Source organism: uncultured Kordia sp. (genome assembly GCF_947489565.1).
Classification (GTDB): Bacteria; Bacteroidota; Bacteroidia; order Flavobacteriales; family Flavobacteriaceae; genus Kordia.
Window position 1 is genome coordinate 1 of record NZ_CANLEA010000023.1, and the last position, 18,329, is coordinate 18,329.

Here is an 18,329-nt window from a genome sequence, read left to right on the forward strand (position 1 = left end):
ACAAAATTCTTTCAGAATTTCACTCGAACTGACGTTTGGTACTGACTTTATAATACAAGATCGAGTGCAATCGAGATGTAGAATGATTTAGATTTCTATCTTCTCAATGGCACTCGAAGTGACAAATACTGGTATGTTATTGATTTTTAGACTTGTGATTAATTATACGTCTTCTTTAATTTTTTCCAGTTTTTGTTTGCTGTTGAAACCAATTTCCCGTGATTGTTTTCTGCCAACCACAATTGTTGTGCATCCAATTCTAAATTGTATAAATACAAGAAGTACTTTCCTCCTTTGACAATAAATTTGTTAGGATCTGGACGGAATTTTGCACCTGCATACACTCCAAAAGCGCAGAATCCGCCATACTGTGGAAGGTATTTTTTAGGATTTCCATCAAAAGTTGCTTTTTGCTCCGCAGATGTAAAATAATAGATCACTTTGTTGTATTCTGATTTGTGTTCTTTGACACCTTTTTGTGCAATTCCTAAGTCCAAATATGAAACCGGACTGTAACCTTGTAATGCAATATTACTATTGTCAATGTTGTTTGCTTTGTTGTCTTGTGCAAATATGAGTGTACTTGCTAACATGCTTAAAATTAAGATACTAGATTTTATGATATTTTTCATTGTTTTTGTTTTTTAGTGATTCGTATTAGTTATTGTGCGTTAAAATATTCTTCTTGGATTACTTCTCCTTTATCATTCCATTTGCGACGAATGATTTCATGCCAGTAGATTTTACTGTTGTCTTTCATATTGAAATCAAACGTGAATTCGGAAGCAGAAAGATTTCCATCAACAATGGTATTGTGATGCGTAATTCCGTTTACTTGTGCAATGGCACCAGCAAAACCTTCCATTTTTTGAACCATTTCTTGTTTGTTGGCAGTTGCTAAACCATTATAATCTGAAGTGGTTGCATTGTCTGCAAAGAATTGTTTTACAGCATCTACTATGGCGCCTTGCGCTACGATGCTATCCATTTGTGTGGCTTGTTCTTTAATATTCATCTGTATATTTTTTTGAATGTTAATTAATTTGTTATTGTTAATTACATTGCAAATATGCGGACGAATCGCTGTTTAGACGCTACAAAAAAGACGCCTAAAATTGTACTTTTTATTCGACAATCGAGATTTGATTATTTTTTGTAATTGGAAGGAGAAACACCTACATAATGTGAGAAGAATGCAGAAAAGTGATTGGCTTCTTCAAAACCTAAGGTATGTGCAATGGTTTTGATAGCGACTTCTTGAGCCAACATTTCTTTGGCAGAGATAATTAATTGCGAACGGATCAATTGTCCTAGCGACGTATTCATCTTTAGTTTTACTTTTTTGGACAAGGCTTTGACACTGATATTCATTTGATCGGCATAAAAGCCTAGTGTATGCTGTTCTTTATGAAACTCTTGAATCAGGTGAATTAAATCTTGCGTAAACAAATCACGTTCTCTATAATCGAAATTATCGCGAAACTGTTTCGGTGTTTGTCCAGTTTTGTTTTTGAAGGTACGATTGAAATATCCTGGATCTTTAAAGCCTTGATCATAAGCGATTTCCTGAATGTTTTTATCGGTAAAAGCAATGTCCTTTTGACTTTCGATCAGTTTTTTATTCTGAATTAAATTCTTGACAGACAGTCCAATTTTATTTTTAACCAACTGTTTTACATGATATTCCGAATGTGTCAAATGATTTGCCAAAGCCGTTGTATTGATCGTATTGGCAAACTCTTGATCAATGACTTCTTTGACATCAAAAATGATTTGATATTCGTCTTTATTTGCTTGAAATGGATTTTGCCAATACCATTGTTCGGTAGAAATATCGATCAGATCAGACATATTATCATTAAAAATCGTCGTATTTAAAAACGTTTTGCAATCATCACATTCTTTAAAGTTGATATATCCTAAGGAAATTAAGTGTTTGAAGAGAATTCGAACATCTTTAGATTTAAAGATAATTTCATCCGGAAAGTGAATAAAACGCACTACAAAATCATCTGAAAGGAACTTAATATACTGTCCTTTTTCTAAATAAATGGCTTTATCTTCCCAATCTTGATAGTTTTTAAAATCAACTTGAATATTTCCTGAACCTTCAAGAATATGTACTAAGGTATACTTTTCAATAAAATATACTTTGTTGATTTCGGCATGAATCTTAGTGACCATGAACTGTTTGAATTTATCTTTTTAAGCGCTGTAAATATAGAATATTATTCTATGTGTTACTGTCATTTTAAAATGACATATTATATACTAATGTCAGTTCGAGTGATTTGCCTAAGCGAATTGTATCGAGAAATATTTTGAAGTAATCTATTTTTCATAGTACTTCTCGATACAATTTTTCTTCATTCTGTTTCGAAAAATCACTCGAAATGACGTTTCACTATTTATAGAAATGATTTTCATTTGTCATTCTTACGTATGCTGGAATCTATAGCAATTCAAAGTCATCCACTCAAAAACCATGTTCATCCTAAAAAATACCGTGTTCCTGTAAAATAAAACCATAAATCCCTATAAAATAATAAGTTAGTGTTATAAATCGATCAAAAAACAATCTCATGAAGAATCATATTGTCTGTCTATTATTTTTAAGTTTGCTAGTAAGCTGTGAACAAAAAGAAGAAATTGCCACCACCAATGCTACCAAAAAAATTAAAGTCTACTTGCTAGGAACCTTTCATTTTGCACAAACCGATAGTACGTATAATGTTTTAGATGCGAAACATCAGCAAAGTATAGAAGAACTCTGTGATATTGTCGTGAAGCAAAAACCAGATAAAGTTTTTATAGAACGACAACCTGAGTATGAGTTTAGAAATAAATACGATAGTTTGTTCAAAGTTTATGTTGATACTGATGTTTTGCCGTATCGAAATGAATTGTATCAAGTCGGTTTTAGAGTAGCCAAACGATTGAAGCATTCAAAAGTATATCAATGCGATCATCCTGGGCAATACGGACGTTATTTTAGTGCTGCATTGAAGTATGCAAAGGAACACAATCAAATGGGCTATATTGATGCTTCTGCGAAAGGAACAGTACTTCGGGAAGACGATCGTGTAGATGAAGATTCTATTCAGAAAAATAGTTCGTTGTTAGACTATATTAAATGGATCAATAGTGAAGCAGTCATGCAAACATCACATGCGAGCTATATTGTAAATGATCCTCAAGTTGGTAGCGCCGATTATTATAATTACGACGATGATGATACCTTACTTGGCGCAGAAGTTACAGCCGATTGGTATCGCAGAAATATCATGATTTATTCAAAAATGATCAATCAATTGAGTTATGAAGAAGATGCAATTTTCCTAATCATAGGCGCCGATCATGTACCAATTTTAGAATATTTATTTACTGCGAATCCTTATTTTGAAGTAATAAAAGCGAGTTCGTGGTTGTCAAATTAAGTCTAAAATCAGTGGAATAAATTTTTAACGATTGCTTTGTACGTACTACCAATAGGTATTTCCGTCGTTTCTATAAAAACACTTGCTGCTGCAATCTTTTTTAACCGATTTGTATTAATGATATACGATCTATGAACTTGTATAAAGTTTGATGCGTCTAGTTTTTTAAGCCAATTCGCCAAACTTCCTAAGGTTAGAATTTTTTCGGTTGTGGTGATAATGGCCACATAATCTAGTTCTGATTTGATATACAAAATGTCGTTACGTTTTATTTTATGTGTGATTTTGTCTGCGTAGATCAAGATATAGTCTGAATCATCATCGTTCTTCATAGATTTTGCTGCATGTATTCTATTGACAGCCGTTAGAAAGCGAGCATATGAAAACGGTTTTACCATATAATCCACAGCTGCTTGTTCAAAAGCTGCTATAGCAAAATCAGGATATGCCGTTGTAATGATGACTTTTGGTGGATTTGTGAGCGTTTTTAAAAAGGCCAAACCATTTAATTCGGGCAATTCCATATCTAAAAACATAAAATCAATCATTTGTAAGACTTCTAGCGGAATATCTAATCCAGATTCATAGACGCCAATACAAGTAATAAAGTTCGTTTTTTCGATATAATGCAACAAAACAGCTTGTGCATTTTTTTCATCTTCTACAAGAATACATTTTAGCATAAGTCTAGTTTTAGCATGACGTTAAACAGTGCATTTTGATCTTCTATTATCAATTCATGTCGGTTAGGATATAGCAATTCCAATCGCTTTTTAGTGTTCTTTAAACCAATTCCACTAGATTCCCAATCGTCCGATAATACGTATTCAGCATTATAAGGATTTTTACAGGTAAAAAATAATTCTTCATTGTTGATTTTTAAGCTAATAACGATTCTATTCTCACCTTTTAGTTTACTAGTGTATTTTACTGCATTTTCAACAAACGTAATTAGAATCAAAGGAGAAATAAGCAGCTTATTGTTTGTAATTTCTTCATCTATTTCAAACACAATTTTATCTTCCCAACGCAAACTATTGATGTATATAAAATCTTTGATATGTTGCCAATCAAGTTCCACAGAAACCTGCTCTTTTTTTCCTTCGCGCAAGATATATTTAAAATTATCCGAAAGTTTTAGAATAAGCTCAGAAGCTTTTTCATTATTGGTCAATGTATACGCATAGATATTATTTAAGGTATTGAACAAAAAATGTGGATTTATTTGACTTTTTAAGTTCTTTAGTTCCGCAATTCGAAGGTGATTGCTAAGAATATACGATTTTTTAAAACTGTAAAAACTGTAGAAAATTAAACTCACTAAAATATACTCACTCAATATTCCTAAGGCGTGTGTTTTATACGAATATCCATCCAAATGATAGATGTATAGATTCAGAATAGCTTCAGAAAAAAATACACCAAGTACAGTCATCACACCAAAAAACAATAGCAATAGCGGTATTTTATAGCGATTCCGCCAAGGAAAGAAAAAATAATAACACACATATACTAGCACTAACAGCAAAACAATATTGCTATTGGCGGTAATCCATTGTACCAAGATATAGTTGCTATCTATATGTTTTAATAACGGATACGTAATGTACAGCGTCCAGAATAAAAGATGCAGATAGATTTCCCTTTTTAAGATGTTTTCTATGCGAAATGATGCCATATAATTTATTTCTTTATTTCAGCAAGAACCTTAGTAGCGTTTGTATTATCTGAGTTTAGTTCTAATGATTTTTGATAGAATTTTATAGCATTGACAGTATCTCCAAGCGTTAAATAACATTCCGCATAACTGTCAAACGTATTGAACGCATTTGGATACAATTCTGTATTGAGTTTAAAAATGGCCAAAGCTTCTTTTGCATTTCCATTCCCCATAATGCCATATCCAAACTGATTGATGCCGCTTTCAGACAGATCATATTTAGAAGTTTTTAGGTTTTCTTTTTTTACGAATGCTATGATTTCCACAATCGATTTACCCGAATCCGCTAGTTCTGAAAGCTTTTTACTGTTCATTTTTTTAACACGTTCGCGTTGCTGTGCTAAAGTTTGTACTCCGTATGCGATGCGTTCTTTATCGGTAATTTTTGTGGTATCAATCGCTGACAATTTCCACGGTTCATCTTGCTGTCTTTCATACTGTGTACCATAGATTTGCGGTTCATTTTTACTTAATAAATGACGATCAATCGCAGCGGCCAATAACCATTTATCAGCTGTAGAATCTAATTCAATAGATTTTCGCATCAATTTTACTGCCATTCCATAATCTACAGAGTCTCTTCCATGCTGAAAAATCATAGCGGCATTGTGATAGTCTAATGAAGTATGAATTTTGTCTTCTTTTAATAGTTCATGGATTCGCACACGACGCAAACTATCATTTTTTGACACTACTTTCCAGTCAATTGGACGTTCTTTTCTGTCACCTTGATCTTGTTTGTAAATCGTTTTTAATTCTTCATTATCTGCAAGTATTTCAAGCGTTTGTGTTGTTGTTTGCTCACCTTTGCAAGCGTATAAAAGAATAATTCCTAAGATGATGATTGCTTTTTTCATAAGATCGTGTATTAAAAATTCCTGTTTGTTTTTTGATTTCGTATCCAAATCTCATCAATAAGATACAATTCTACAAAAAACATCTATGGACTTCCCTATTTGATCTATGAATATTGTTTTGGCAGTATCTGGAAAAAGTAAAATAAACATTATTCTATACGTCATCGGTTCTAGTTCAATAAAATCAAAGTATAGGATATTGGACAATGATTTCCATAAGTCATTTATATTAGCTATTTTGGATGTCCCAAAGATGAATATACGACAACCATTTTACCTACTTTATACAAGCTTGTTGCAGCAACAGCATGCAAGATTGCTATGCGTTGTTTTTATATTTCTATTGACAGCATTTAATTTCGCTGTTTTAGGGCAATCTCTACAAAAAGAAACTGTTACAATTGATTTACAAGAAGAAACTCTTGGAAATTCAACAGAAATTACGCTTGATACAGATTGGGAATTTTATTGGAATGCTTTGCTTGAACCTGGAAATTTCAATACCAAAGTGCCATTTACAACAGTTTCATTGGATAGTTGGACCAATTTTCCGCTTTCAGATACCGAAAACCTTCCTGCATTTGGTTACGCTACGTACCGATTGCAATTTTCACTTCCAGAAGAGAGACCACATATTTCCATGTACATTCCTAAAGCATATGCGGCTTCAAAAATTTGGGTAAATGGAAAGTTGTTTTCAGAAATTGGTCGTGTTGGCAAGTCTAAAGCAGAAACATTGCACCGACGTTTTGCACAAACAATTCCACTAGATATTCACGAAACAAATTTTGAAGTGGTTATTCAAGTGGCAAATTTTTATCATAATAAAGGCGGAATTAGTGAACCAATTGTATTAGGCACGACACAACATCTTCAGAATAAAAAAACAAAACGCATTATTACTGACATGGTTTTTATTGGAAGTTTGAGTTTTATTGGACTTTTCTTCCTGCTCTTCTTCTTATTTTATTGGAATAAAGACCGTGCAGTACTGTATTTTGCCATTTTATGTCTTTCGTTAGCTTATATGGCTTTGAGCGATAGATATGCGCCATTTGCACAAATATTTGAATCTGTCAGCTGGATTTTATTAACTACGATTGAATATATAACGTTGTTTTTAGCAGGCTTTTCTGCAAGCATGTTCTTCTATCATATATTTATCAAATTTGTTCCTGAACTCTATAAAAAGATCACTACTTACGGTTTTTATGCACTTTGCTTATTAGCAATATTTTTACCTGCTCCGCATTTTACACGATTAGTATTGCCGTTTCTTTTATTGATGATTTTGAATATACTCTATGCAACGTTTATCATTTTTAAAGCCATTACACGCCAACGACATGAATCTATTTTGTTATTGACAAGTATGATATTGACTTCATTCATCTTCTTTGCACATATCTTTATTTTCTTAGGAAGTAATGGAAACGGAATTATATATGTGAATTTTGGATACATCATTGTCTTTTTGTTGCTTTCAATGCTTTTGATGACACGATTTTCAGATTCATTCAAAGCACTTGAAGAAGCAAAAGTGGTCGCATTAGCACAGAAAAAAGAAATCTCTGAAAAGTCACAAGAACTCTCAAATGTAAATCTAGAATTGAAAGAAAATGTACGTCAGTTAAAGAATTATAATGCAGAATTGGATAGTTTCAATCATATTGTATCGCACGATTTAAAAGCGCCATTAGTGGCCATGCATTCGTTGGTTTCTTTTATTGAAGAAGATTTAGAAGTTCCTGTAAATAAAGATGCAGAGAGTCATTTTAACGCTTTAAAAGGCAGAATTTCTAAAATGTATTCGTTGATTAACGGATTGTTGGAATATTCAAGAATCGCGCAAGGACAAAAGACCAAAGTGACTTTTAGTATTACTAATTTGCTTCAAGAAATTGCAGATACGATTGATCCTGAGAAAAAACACAGCATTGTATTACCCAAAGAGGATAGCGATATTCATACAAGTAAAATAGAGTTTCAACACGTGTTTTTAAACTTGATGAGCAATGCCATAAAACATTGCGATAAGGAAAATGCTCAAATAGTGATTTCTTATAGCAAATCGTCCAATAAGTATATTTTTACGATACAAGATAATGGTCCAGGAATTGATCCGAAATACCATGATAAAGTTTTTGAGATGTTTTACCAATTGGAAGAGAGCGATGCTGCTGAAAGTACTGGAATTGGACTTGCTATTGTTAAGAAGATCGTTTCTGCCAATCACGGTAAAATCTCCATTGAATCAAAAAATAGTGTTGGAACTACCATTAAATTTTCGTGGATCGTTTAAATATAAAAAACCGCTATCGTACTAACAATAACGGTTTACATACTTTTCTAACAATCTAACAATCTAACAATCTAACAATCTAACAGTCTAAACATCTAACTGTCTAACTATCAATCATCATCATGATGTTCACTATGATTTCCAAATGGTTTGATAATGATTCCTACACTAAAGATAAATCCATCTGTAGGTGCGTAAATTTCTGGAAACGTAGGATTTTCGTGTGGTGGCAATACCAATGGTGAAAAACGACTTTGTCTACGATCGGTAAAGTTTTCAAAGTTGGCATAAATTCCGCCCCATTCAAAATTACGCATTGCTAAGAATCCCATCGAAATGAAATCGGTTGTTTCTGTACCATTTGATAATACCTGCGAACCTGTATAATAGGTTTCATAACCCAAACGCCATGTGCTTGTTTCATACATAATCACACTTCCTGCATTGTGCTTTGCTGTCAATGGTTTTCTAGGATTTCCAGGCAAGTAACGCAATTTGGCATCAATCAATGCATAGTTTACAAACCATTTAAAATGATTGTACGAGAATTTAATATTCGTCTCTGCTCCTTGTGTTAAAATCAATCCGTCTGCATTTTCATACTGAAAAAGATTGTCTGCATTTATATTTAGCAATAAACCATTATCAATAGCCGTCATGTAAAACAATTGATTGATGGAGAAACCTACCGTTTCATTGAAAATTTTGGTTTTATAATTAAAATCAAGATTCAAACCATACGATCGTTCTGCTTTTAATACATCTTCGTCTATTTTTAGAATGTTTTCAAAATTGATGAATTCAGCTTCTTCTGTAAATAAATCGGGCGTTTTATATCCTAATCCACCACCAAATCGACTCGAAAATCCTGCATCATTTTTATAGAGTAGCGAAACTCTTGGCAATACAAATACTCCCCAACCTCTTGCAAAATCGGTACGCAAGCCTGTTTCTAAGATCCAATTGTCAGAGAAATCAAAGTTAGAGTTGACAAAAGCGCCAAAGGTCAAATCATTTTGATCGCGTTGCAAAGGTGCGCTTTCATCTTCATCAAAACTTGTGGTATATAAATTGGCTCCTAAGGTCCAATCATTGGTGTCATAATTGTGCTGTAAAGTTACTTCACTAAAGGAATTTACTTGTTTTCCTTTAAATTGCATATCAGGCACATTTAATTCACGATCAAAGAAGGAAAAGCTATTTTTTAGGGTAAAAACACGCGCAGAATCTAGTTTGGTGGTGTATACAATTTGACTGCTCAAACGCTTTGAAATGTTTTCTTCAGTATATTGATGAATTCCGTTTTGTCCATCTTCTATTGTGGAAACATCGCCTCCAATTCGATCGTCATAGGTTCCGTTTAAACCAACCCACAAAGTAGTTTCTTCTGATGGATAGTAATAAAATTTTGGATTGAAAGCAATAGATGTTGTTTCGGGCAAATTGCTAAATCCGTCATCTTCCGGATCGTATACTTTTTGATAGTTTCCAGAAGCATACAAACTGACACCAAATTTCTCGTTTCGCTTGCTATAAAAGACATTTGCGGTAGTTCCTAAAGCATGTGTTTGTGTTAACATGATGTCTAATGCTGGTTCAAAATCGGGTGTTTTTGATACTAAATTCACCAAACCGGCAATGGCGCCACCACCATATAAGGTAGAAGCACTTCCTTTGATGATTTCAAATTGTTTTAAGTCTAAAGGTGGAATTTGCATGATACTCAATCCGCTTGAAAATCCGCCGAATAGCGGAAAACCATCGCGTAATAATTGTGTATAACGTCCGTCCAAACCTTGAATACGAATGTTTTGATTTCCACTACTTAAAGAGGTTTGCTGCATTTGAATTCCTGTGCTTTCGCGCAATACCATTGAAATATTGGTAGGATTCATCATGTTCTTTTCTCCTAGCTCTTCGCCGCCAATCACTTCGATTCGCGTTGGAATTCTTCGAATGTCACGTGTGCTACGTGTTGCTTCAATCGTAACTGTATGTAACTCACCTTTCGCTTCTTTCATAGCAAAGATAATCTCTACCGTATTAGCATTGATTGTAACTGTCGTTTCAATGGTTTCAAACCCTAAAAATGAAATCATGAGTTTGTGCGAACCGCTCGGAATTCCTGTAAAAGTGGCAATTCCTTCATTGTTGGTAATCGCGCCTTTCTGCAAGTCTTTAAACAATACATTTGCGCCTAGTAAAGCTTCTTTTTCGTGTTCTGAAAATACTTTTATTTTGAAGTCGTTGTTTTGTGCGTTGACCCATCCGCTAAGCATACATAGGAACAGTATGCTCCATATACGTAGTTGCATATTTTTTTTATTTATAAGTTTTATGATTAGAATCTAGCATTATTGTCTAAGATTCATCGTTTATTTTTGAGTACACTGTAGTTTTGTTGTCTACAGTTAATTTCGCTGAATATATTAACTTATGACTTGCGGCGGTTGCCAAATGGCGAATAATAGATCGAATCGGTAATGTGATTCGTAATGTGTATTGGTTTGTGTAGAAATATTAATTTTTGATTGTAGTATAAATGTTTGCGGCACTTGATGTACAACTAGCATTCCACAACAATTGCACACACAAAGTGTTGGACAAGAGTCTTCGTGATCGTTTTTATGATCTTTTTCGTGATCATTTGAATATTCTGAACAAATTTCAGTTTCTGTTTCATTCTCATCACAGAATCCATCAGCGCATGGTTTGAGTGCCAAGGCTAAAATTAGAAATCCGAGTATGAAACTGATGTTTTTCATTTGTCTTACAAAGATAGAATAAAAGATTTTTCTGTCGTAGAAATGTTTCTTTTTGTTTGTTTTTAAATAGTATATTTGAGAAAACTGTATTGTATGGAGCCTATTACCTTTGATAAATCGCGCGTGGTAAGTTTTAGCGACGCCGTGTTTTCTATTGCGATGACACTGCTTGTGCTAGAAGTTGCTATTCCTGAAGCAAAAGAAGCTTCGCAAGAGAATTTAGGCAGTATTTTAGGCAATCGAATTCCTAGTTTTATTGGACTTTTGGTTAGTTTTTTAGTAACTGCTTTGTATTGGGTTGCACACATGCGCATTATGCGATATGTAAAAGAAGTAAGCTATACTTTGTTGTGGTTAAATATCTTTCTACTACTTTTTATCGTACTACTGCCCTTTTCTACAGGATTGTATGTAAAAGGTTTTAATGCCGTTTCTCCCTTTGCGTTTTATTGCTTCAACTTGTCTGCTATTGGTTTTTTTAATTTTTTGATGATTCGATACATCGCAAAAACAGCACCTGAAGTTACGTCGCTTATGGGACAATGGGAAAAAGCACGAGCATTGAACAGTACTTTTGTATGGGTTTTGTCTGGTTTCTTGGCATTTGTGATTCCAATGCCATCACGATTTACCTTTATCTTGATTTTTATATTTCAACCGTTGATCAATCGTTATTTTAAAAAGAAGCTAGCGAAACAGGAAGTTGAAAATATATTATGAATGTTGAATTTTAAATATTTTAAAAATATTTCTCAATATTCTTTATTGATCTCTTCGTACACGAGCTGTTCCTGAGACTCTTTCAGACCAAATATTACTATCGTCAATCTGAACATGTTCTCCTTCAAATGTGAACGTAATATATTCACCAATCGCTCCGATTTCACTAAAACTTAGTGTCATTTCATTTACAGCTATAGGAATACTTCCTATAAATAATCTCCAGTTTAATGTTGGTGACTGTCCAAAATCATGCTTAAATATGAAATTATTATCCGTTTCATAAGTTGTAGCGTTTATAAACTGTTCTCCATCAGAAGGATTAAAATCCATAATGAATTCTTCTTCTAAAGTTTTTTCTATATACAACCTATCGGGTTCTATACTAGCATGAAAAGGTTCTAAAACTAACCTTTGTTCAGACAAGCTAAAACTAGTAGTTGAAATATCTAAATTATACACTATATATTCATCAACGTCATTACAAGTCATCAAATCCCCCACATCTGTTATTGGAGTCACAAAACTATAGCTATTTTCTCCAGTACTTTGAAAATTATTAACATCGTATCCTTCTAGGGAAAAAGATGTTTCTCCTTGGCATATTAAAGTGCTAAATTCAAAATCTCCATCAGATATAGTATAAAAGACAGGATTAGGATCATTTCTCCTCAATATTACATATCCATTTGTAACATTTACATTGTCACATTGTTTTAAGGTTCCTTGTATTTCTGATTGAGGTGCTATCGTTTCTGTAATGACTATTGGAGGAATTACACTTGTGCTTCCTTGTGGAAAGGGACCTACATTTAATGTTGTGATTGTTTCTTCACAGTGGCCTTTGACTTCTAAAACCATTAAAGTATTTGTAAAAATAAAATCAGAAGCTTTTCCGTCTTGATTTGTTGTTAATATGATTGGAAATAATGCTCCTCCTTGGGGATATGCATAAACATCGATACCTACTAGAGGAATATTATTTTGATTTAAAACGGTTATATCAATTTTTGTGTTAGAATATGGAATACCTGAATTCCAAGTAGTAAAATGCGATACAGTTCCTACATATTGACTTCCTACTTTTGTGGCTTCTCCTTCTTCTATCCAATAACCGTGATCTACATCAAAATACCAAAGTGGAATGGTATCGGGTGCGTTTGCTAATTGTTCTTCAACAATTGGGAATTTTAATTCTGAATCTGAGGCAATTTGCAGCTTTTCATTAGCACTTCCAGTTAATTCAACTGTTAGCATTCCATAGGTTTCTAAAAGATTGGCTTCATCATCCGTATCTTGCCCCAATAACATACCTGGCATAAGCTTATACAAGTTTTCATCTGAAGGACTTACATAATTAAAAGCAATGGTTACAGGTCCTGAATACGATGAACCATCTTCTCTTACAAAATCTCCACTGAATCCAATAGCATATTCATCATACTCTAATGTAAAGGCTTCACCCGCTTCTCTAACAACGCTAAATCTTTCTTTTAGCATAATTGTAATGACGTTTTCACCATCCAAAGGTATAATGGATTTTGAACCATTAAAGTAGCCTACTAAAGATGCTTTTATGTATGCGAAATTTTCTTTTACCAGTATACTATTCATTACAAACATACCGTTTAAGTCTGTTTGTGTAGTTTCGCTTCCAATAGTAATCGTAGCTGCTGCTAAAGGTTCATTGTCTTCATTGATGACTCTTCCAATAAAATTTCGATTGACATCATTTCCAAAATCATAATTTAGAGTTATCGGATTTGGATTTTCGTTCTGATTCATATCAGGATTTTCGATGGAATTCTCAGTTACATCATCATTTTCACAATTTGTAAAATTGAGAATCATTATAAAGCAGATTACTAACAATAGATACTTTCTCATAAAATGAAAATTTGCCTTTAATTTAAAAAAATAGGATTACAAATTTGATAAATATATTATTATAGTCAAATGAAAATTTGATTTCGTTACTTATATTTTGTAGTCAATTAATAATTCAAAAGAAAGAATTTAATACTGTATGAAAAAGGGATGTTATTGATGTTTTATGAATTATCAATTGAATTTTGAACCATCAAATGTACGGTATTAGTGCTTTTGACTTAATATGTATGTTTTTATTTATTGTGAATGAGACTTGTTTGACTTTGATAATTTTAATATCTACAAACTCAGATTATCAATATATAAATGTATTTTATGTATTAATCCATACCCGGAAAACTAGTCACAAACTTTACTTTGATATCTGGAAAATGCTCCACAACAGCTACCTTTAAGTCTTCTCCATACTCTACTACTTGCCATTCACCACAATCATCCGCGAAACTTTCGACGAACTTTACTTTGATGTCTGAAAAACTATTTACAATTTTAATTTTTACATCAGCATCATTAGCATATTCTACAAAACGAATTTTTCCGTAGAGTTTTTTACCTTCAAATGTGCAATCGTCTTGTTGTAATGGTAGTGAAGATGCTGAAATACATACTAAGCTTATAAGTAAGAGGAATAAAAATGGATAGATACGTTTCATGTCAAATGATTTTTTGTAAGGTACTAATATTCTAAAATAATCATCAAGTGAAACACAAAAAACGAACCGAATTCAGTCATGGTTAGAAAAAATCCAAGCCATGACTGAATCGAAGTCCGTTTATTTAATCATAATTTAAGACAGTCAGTATTAACATACTTCGATAATAGAAAAGATTGGTTCTGGGTCTGGATTATCAATTGGGTCTGGAGCAGGATTATTAATAGGAGGTAATATAGGACAAGCTCCACCTCCTAAAGTATTCAATCCTCCTTTGAGTGTGTGTTGGTTTAAATTAGAAATTGATTTTTTGTTCAGTTTTAGCGAATTAAGATGCATTTTCTTCATGAATGATTTTGTTTTGTAGTTAATAATGATTCAAAAGAAGGAAGAAAATAGGGCACAAAAAAAGAATAGAATTGATGGTTTATGAACTATCAACTCTATTCCTGTTTATGAATTAAAAGTGCCACATTATATTCGCGAAACTCTTACTTTTTTCTTTTTTAAACGTGTGTTATTTGTTTTTTGAATGACTTCTTTGACTTTGGAAGCTTTTACAGCAACGAATGCACAATCGCTTTTAAGTTCAATCATGCCCAATTCGTCTTTGTTTAGATTTCCTTGTTTCATGAATAAGCCAGCAATGTCACCTTTGGAGATTTTATCTTTTCTTCCTCCAGAAATAAATAAGGTTGACCAACCAGAAGGTTTGGGTCTTTTTGTGGCTAGAACTTCTTCTATGACTTCTACTTCAGCGATAAATTCTGGAACTGTTTCTTCTTCCCATTGCAATACAAAAGCAGCTCCTTCTGCATGCATACGCGCAGTACGACCATTACGATGTGTGAATTCCTGACTTTTTAAAGGCAATTGATAGTGAATGATAAATTTGATCTCTGGAACATCAATACCACGTGCTGCCAAGTCTGTCGCAATGATGAGTTGATGTGTTCCGTTTCTGAATTTGATCAATGCGCGTTCACGATCTTTTTGTTCCATTCCACCATAAAAACAACCATGCGGAATGCCTTTGTGATTGAGAAAATCACTTACATATTGAATGGTGTTTTTAAAATTACAGAAAATGATTCCTGGTTGATTTGCCACTAAAGAAATCGTGTTGAGTAGTGTATCTAGTTTATCTTTTGTTGGCGAAAGAATGCGTTTTACAGTTAGTTTTGCTATTTTTTCACCTAAATAATTGATTGTTAGTGGATTTTTCATTCCGACAAACTGTGGAATCTCCATGTCTTTCGTTGCAGATGTAAGCACGCGTTTTTCAATAGTTGGCAATAACGAAACAATATCTTTCATTTCATCTTCAAAACCAACTTCTAACGATTTATCAAATTCATCTAAAACCAAGGTTTTAATCGCAGCTGTGCTAAAAGTTTCTCTGCGTAAATGATCTGCAATTCTTCCGGGTGTTCCTACTAAGATTGCAGGACGATGTTTTAATTCAATTTTATCTTTAGAGAAATTACGTCCACCATAGACTTCATTGACTTTGAAACCTGTTCCCATTTCGCGAGTTACCTGCGCTATTTGAATTGCCAATTCTCGCGAAGGCGCTAAAATTAAGGCTTGTACTTCTTCTAGTGTTGGATCTAGTTCTGCTAAAACAGGCAGCAAAAACGCTAATGTTTTTCCAGTTCCTGTTGGTGATAACAGAATTGTATTAGGATGCGAACTGATAGCTAATTTTGCTTCTTCTTGCATTTCATTAAGTGCTGAAATGCCCAATTTAGCTAAGATATCGCGCTGATTTTTAATGATTTTTGACATGCTGCAAAAGTACAGCTATTTATGTCAATTGAAAGATTGATTTTAATTTTTTAAATGTAGAAATATAGACTCACTTAGATTCTTTGCTTTTCAAGAACTAAGCGAGTCTAAAAATGTATGTTTTATTCGGTAACTTCTTGAAATTCATAAATCAATAATTGACTTTGAATGTTCATTGGTAATGCTAAGAGTTTTGTTCCTGGAATGTATAAAATATCGCCTACACTTTGTCCAACTGTTAAAAGATCTTCTACAGTTCCTTGGTTGCTTATTTTCATGATTTTTCCAGTACGCCAAGCAGAAATTATAAAATTATCTTTGTCGTATACCTGAACACCATCAAGGTTTCCGAGTGTATCTTTAGAAACTTTTGCAATTTCTTTAGATTCCATGTTTACTTTCAAAAAGTTTCCGCTTTGCTTTTGTTTTCCTTCTGCACCAACCATATTTCCCCAAGCAGCAACATACATGTCATTGCCAACTTGTAACAATCCGTTTGGATGTTCTAATGCTTCTGATTTGAGCCATTCTGAAAACGTTCCGTCAGTTTTTAGCATGTAAATTGAAGAGTTTCTGGTATCTGAAACATATACCGTTCCATCTGAAGCTACATTTACGTCGTTTAAAAATGCAGTTCCTTCTGTCGTATGTCTATTGAGAATTTCTCCTGTTTTTAAATCAGCTTCAACCAAAACCGTAACATCACTTACATATATTTTATCATTTGTAATGGCAATTCCTTTCGGATCGTTCAATCCTTTTACAAACGTAGTATCGATTACTTTTCCATCTAGTGAAACTTTAGCAATACTTCCGTCGCCTTCTTCTCTATTTCCAATTAAAGAAGCTAGCAATACATTTTCGCTTTTATAGTAAACAACAGATTCACAATGTGTTAGTCCGCTTACCTCATGTAGCAGTTTAGGTGTCAATTTTGCAACTTTAGGTGTTGTCTTTGTTTCTTTTTTAGTTTCTTTCTTCTCATTTTTGCAAGCAATAATGCACAAGGAAAGTAATGCAATTGTAAAGATATTTTTCATGAATCGGTTTTTTAAATTTTCCCTCTAAAATACAGAATCAAATTTAATATTTATGATGAACTTTTAGTATTTTGCGAATTATGAGAACTTTCCAACAATACTTATTATTTACATTTCGATCTATTCTGTTTTGGGTACTAGCTTTTGCTTTTATGATTATCATTCGGTATTTCGGTATTTTTGAAGAAAAAGGCGTTAGTATTCTTCCAAAATATGAGCTTCCAATTCAAGATTTATTGTTTTATGTATGTATGTCTTCAATTCCTTTTGGAATTTTTTATGCTGCTGTAGAGTTTTTGTTTGATCGTTATTTAGCAAAAACCCTTTCGTTAGGTGTTATTATTTTCTCCAAAACCTTTTTGTATCTCGTTACGCTTATTTTCTTAGTCAGCACGGTTGTTGAGTATACAGGCTATATGTTGGATGTTTCGTTGGCCGAAGAACGTGGTTGGTGGCGTACGAATAAGACTTTTTGGTCCATTATGATTTACTTTGTCATTGCGTCGTTGGTGTTTTCTTTTATTCGAATTGCAAACGAAAAGTTTGGACAAGGTGTTTTTATTAAAATGTTACTAGGAAAGTATCGCAAACCTCAAGAAGAAAAGCGAATTTTTATGTTTTTGGATTTAAAATCTTCTACAACTTTTGCTGAAAACTTAGGACATTATAAGTATAGTCAGTTGATTCAGGATTGTTTTTATGATTTGAATCGAATTGTTCGAAAATATGATGCAGAAATTTATCAGTATGTTGGTGATGAAGCTGTGTTGAGTTGGAAATACAAGCGTGGAATTAAACGAAATAATGCTGTAGCACTCTATTTTGCTTTTAATGACCGAATTGATCAGCGAAGCGAGTATTATCAAGAGAAATACGGGCTAATTCCACAGTTTAAAGCTGGAATTCACGGCGGAACATTGATGGTTACTGAAGTTGGAAGTGTAAAGAAAGAATTAGCGTATCATGGCGATGTTATCAATACTACTGCGAGAATTCAATCGCAATGCAACACCTATAATACAAATGTATTAATTTCTGAATCTTTATTGAATGACTTGCAGCTTCCGGAAAAGTATATCACAAAAAACATTAACGATTTACTATTAAGAGGGAAAGCGCAAACCGTTAATATTCATAGTATTACATTAGCCTAAATA

The 18,329-nt window shown here is 33.2% G+C and carries 17 protein-coding genes; 4 read left to right on the plus strand and 13 right to left on the minus strand.

Annotated elements, in window-relative coordinates; genetic code table 11:
* Positions 1–158: 158 nt before the first annotated feature.
* From Q0845_RS23420 to Q0845_RS23430, 3 genes are all read right to left on the minus strand, one after another.
* Positions 159–632: a YHS domain-containing (seleno)protein gene (locus Q0845_RS23420; RefSeq protein WP_298518927.1), complete on the minus strand. Its 474-nt coding sequence runs from the start codon at positions 630–632 to the stop codon at positions 159–161.
* Positions 633–661: 29 nt separating this feature from the next.
* A complete protein-coding gene (locus tag Q0845_RS23425; protein ID WP_298518929.1) occupies positions 662–1,015 on the minus strand; it encodes a hypothetical protein in 354 nt (117 codons plus the stop codon).
* 131 nt (positions 1,016–1,146) lie between these two features.
* Positions 1,147–2,184: a helix-turn-helix domain-containing protein gene (locus tag Q0845_RS23430; protein WP_298518931.1), complete on the minus strand. Its 1,038-nt coding sequence runs from the start codon at positions 2,182–2,184 to the stop codon at positions 1,147–1,149.
* A 398-nt stretch (positions 2,185–2,582) separates the two neighbouring features.
* On the opposite strand from Q0845_RS23430, the gene Q0845_RS23435 reads away from it, so the two are divergent.
* Positions 2,583–3,437, plus strand: a complete 855-nt coding sequence (locus Q0845_RS23435; protein ID WP_298518934.1) for a DUF5694 domain-containing protein — start codon at positions 2,583–2,585, stop codon at positions 3,435–3,437.
* 8 nt (positions 3,438–3,445) lie between these two features.
* Here Q0845_RS23435 and Q0845_RS23440 read toward each other — a convergent pair whose 3' ends face one another.
* The 3 genes from Q0845_RS23440 to Q0845_RS23450 are packed head-to-tail and all read right to left on the minus strand — an operon-like array spanning position 3,446 to position 6,014.
* Positions 3,446–4,120, minus strand: a complete 675-nt coding sequence (locus Q0845_RS23440) for a LytTR family DNA-binding domain-containing protein (RefSeq protein WP_298518937.1) — start codon at positions 4,118–4,120, stop codon at positions 3,446–3,448.
* Complete coding sequence (locus Q0845_RS23445; protein WP_298518940.1) at positions 4,114–5,115, minus strand: sensor histidine kinase; 1,002 nt, start codon at positions 5,113–5,115, stop codon at positions 4,114–4,116. The genes Q0845_RS23440 and Q0845_RS23445 overlap by 7 nt, the downstream gene beginning before the upstream one ends.
* A 5-nt stretch (positions 5,116–5,120) precedes the next feature.
* Positions 5,121–6,014, minus strand: coding sequence for a tetratricopeptide repeat protein (locus Q0845_RS23450; RefSeq protein WP_298518944.1), 894 nt, complete (start codon positions 6,012–6,014; stop codon positions 5,121–5,123).
* A 253-nt stretch (positions 6,015–6,267) separates the two neighbouring features.
* Here Q0845_RS23450 and Q0845_RS23455 point away from each other — a divergent pair, with 253 nt between their 5' ends.
* Entirely contained in the window at positions 6,268–8,316 is a 2,049-nt protein-coding gene (locus Q0845_RS23455; protein WP_298518947.1) for a sensor histidine kinase, read from the plus strand.
* Positions 8,317–8,426: 110 nt separating this feature from the next.
* Here the strand turns inward: Q0845_RS23455 and Q0845_RS23460 are convergent, their stop codons facing one another.
* Both Q0845_RS23460 and Q0845_RS23465 read right to left on the minus strand, forming a co-directional pair.
* Entirely contained in the window at positions 8,427–10,631 is a 2,205-nt protein-coding gene (locus Q0845_RS23460) for a TonB-dependent receptor (protein WP_298518950.1), read from the minus strand.
* Between the two features lie 114 nt (positions 10,632–10,745).
* Positions 10,746–11,081: a DUF6660 family protein gene (locus Q0845_RS23465; RefSeq protein WP_298518953.1), complete on the minus strand. Its 336-nt coding sequence runs from the start codon at positions 11,079–11,081 to the stop codon at positions 10,746–10,748.
* A gap of 93 nt (positions 11,082–11,174) precedes the next feature.
* Between Q0845_RS23465 and Q0845_RS23470 the strand changes: the two genes are divergently transcribed.
* Positions 11,175–11,801 (plus strand): TMEM175 family protein, encoded by a 627-nt coding sequence (locus tag Q0845_RS23470; protein ID WP_298518956.1) that lies wholly within the window; start codon positions 11,175–11,177, stop codon positions 11,799–11,801.
* Between the two features lie 42 nt (positions 11,802–11,843).
* On the opposite strand, the gene Q0845_RS23475 is transcribed toward Q0845_RS23470, so the two are convergent.
* The 5 genes from Q0845_RS23475 to Q0845_RS23495 all read right to left on the minus strand — a co-directional run bounded on the left by Q0845_RS23475 (position 11,844) and on the right by Q0845_RS23495 (position 17,172).
* Positions 11,844–13,688 carry a hypothetical protein gene (locus tag Q0845_RS23475; RefSeq protein WP_298518958.1) on the minus strand — a complete coding sequence of 615 codons (1,845 nt, stop codon included), beginning with the start codon at positions 13,686–13,688 and terminating at the stop codon, positions 11,844–11,846.
* Positions 13,689–14,011: 323 nt separating this feature from the next.
* Positions 14,012–14,344, minus strand: a complete 333-nt coding sequence (locus Q0845_RS23480) for a hypothetical protein (RefSeq protein ID WP_298518961.1) — start codon at positions 14,342–14,344, stop codon at positions 14,012–14,014.
* A 150-nt stretch (positions 14,345–14,494) separates the two neighbouring features.
* Positions 14,495–14,692: a hypothetical protein gene (locus tag Q0845_RS23485; RefSeq protein WP_298518963.1), complete on the minus strand. Its 198-nt coding sequence runs from the start codon at positions 14,690–14,692 to the stop codon at positions 14,495–14,497.
* Positions 14,693–14,818: 126 nt separating this feature from the next.
* A complete protein-coding gene (locus tag Q0845_RS23490) occupies positions 14,819–16,132 on the minus strand; it encodes a DEAD/DEAH box helicase (RefSeq protein WP_298518967.1) in 1,314 nt (437 codons plus the stop codon).
* Between the two features lie 122 nt (positions 16,133–16,254).
* Entirely contained in the window at positions 16,255–17,172 is a 918-nt protein-coding gene (locus tag Q0845_RS23495) for a hypothetical protein (RefSeq protein ID WP_298518969.1), read from the minus strand.
* Positions 17,173–17,252: 80 nt separating this feature from the next.
* On the opposite strand from Q0845_RS23495, the gene Q0845_RS23500 reads away from it, so the two are divergent.
* The gene (locus Q0845_RS23500) at positions 17,253–18,326 is read left to right on the plus strand and encodes an adenylate/guanylate cyclase domain-containing protein (protein WP_298518971.1); all 1,074 of its coding nucleotides are present in this window, start codon (positions 17,253–17,255) and stop codon (positions 18,324–18,326) included.
* The last annotated feature ends 3 nt before the right edge of the window (positions 18,327–18,329 follow it).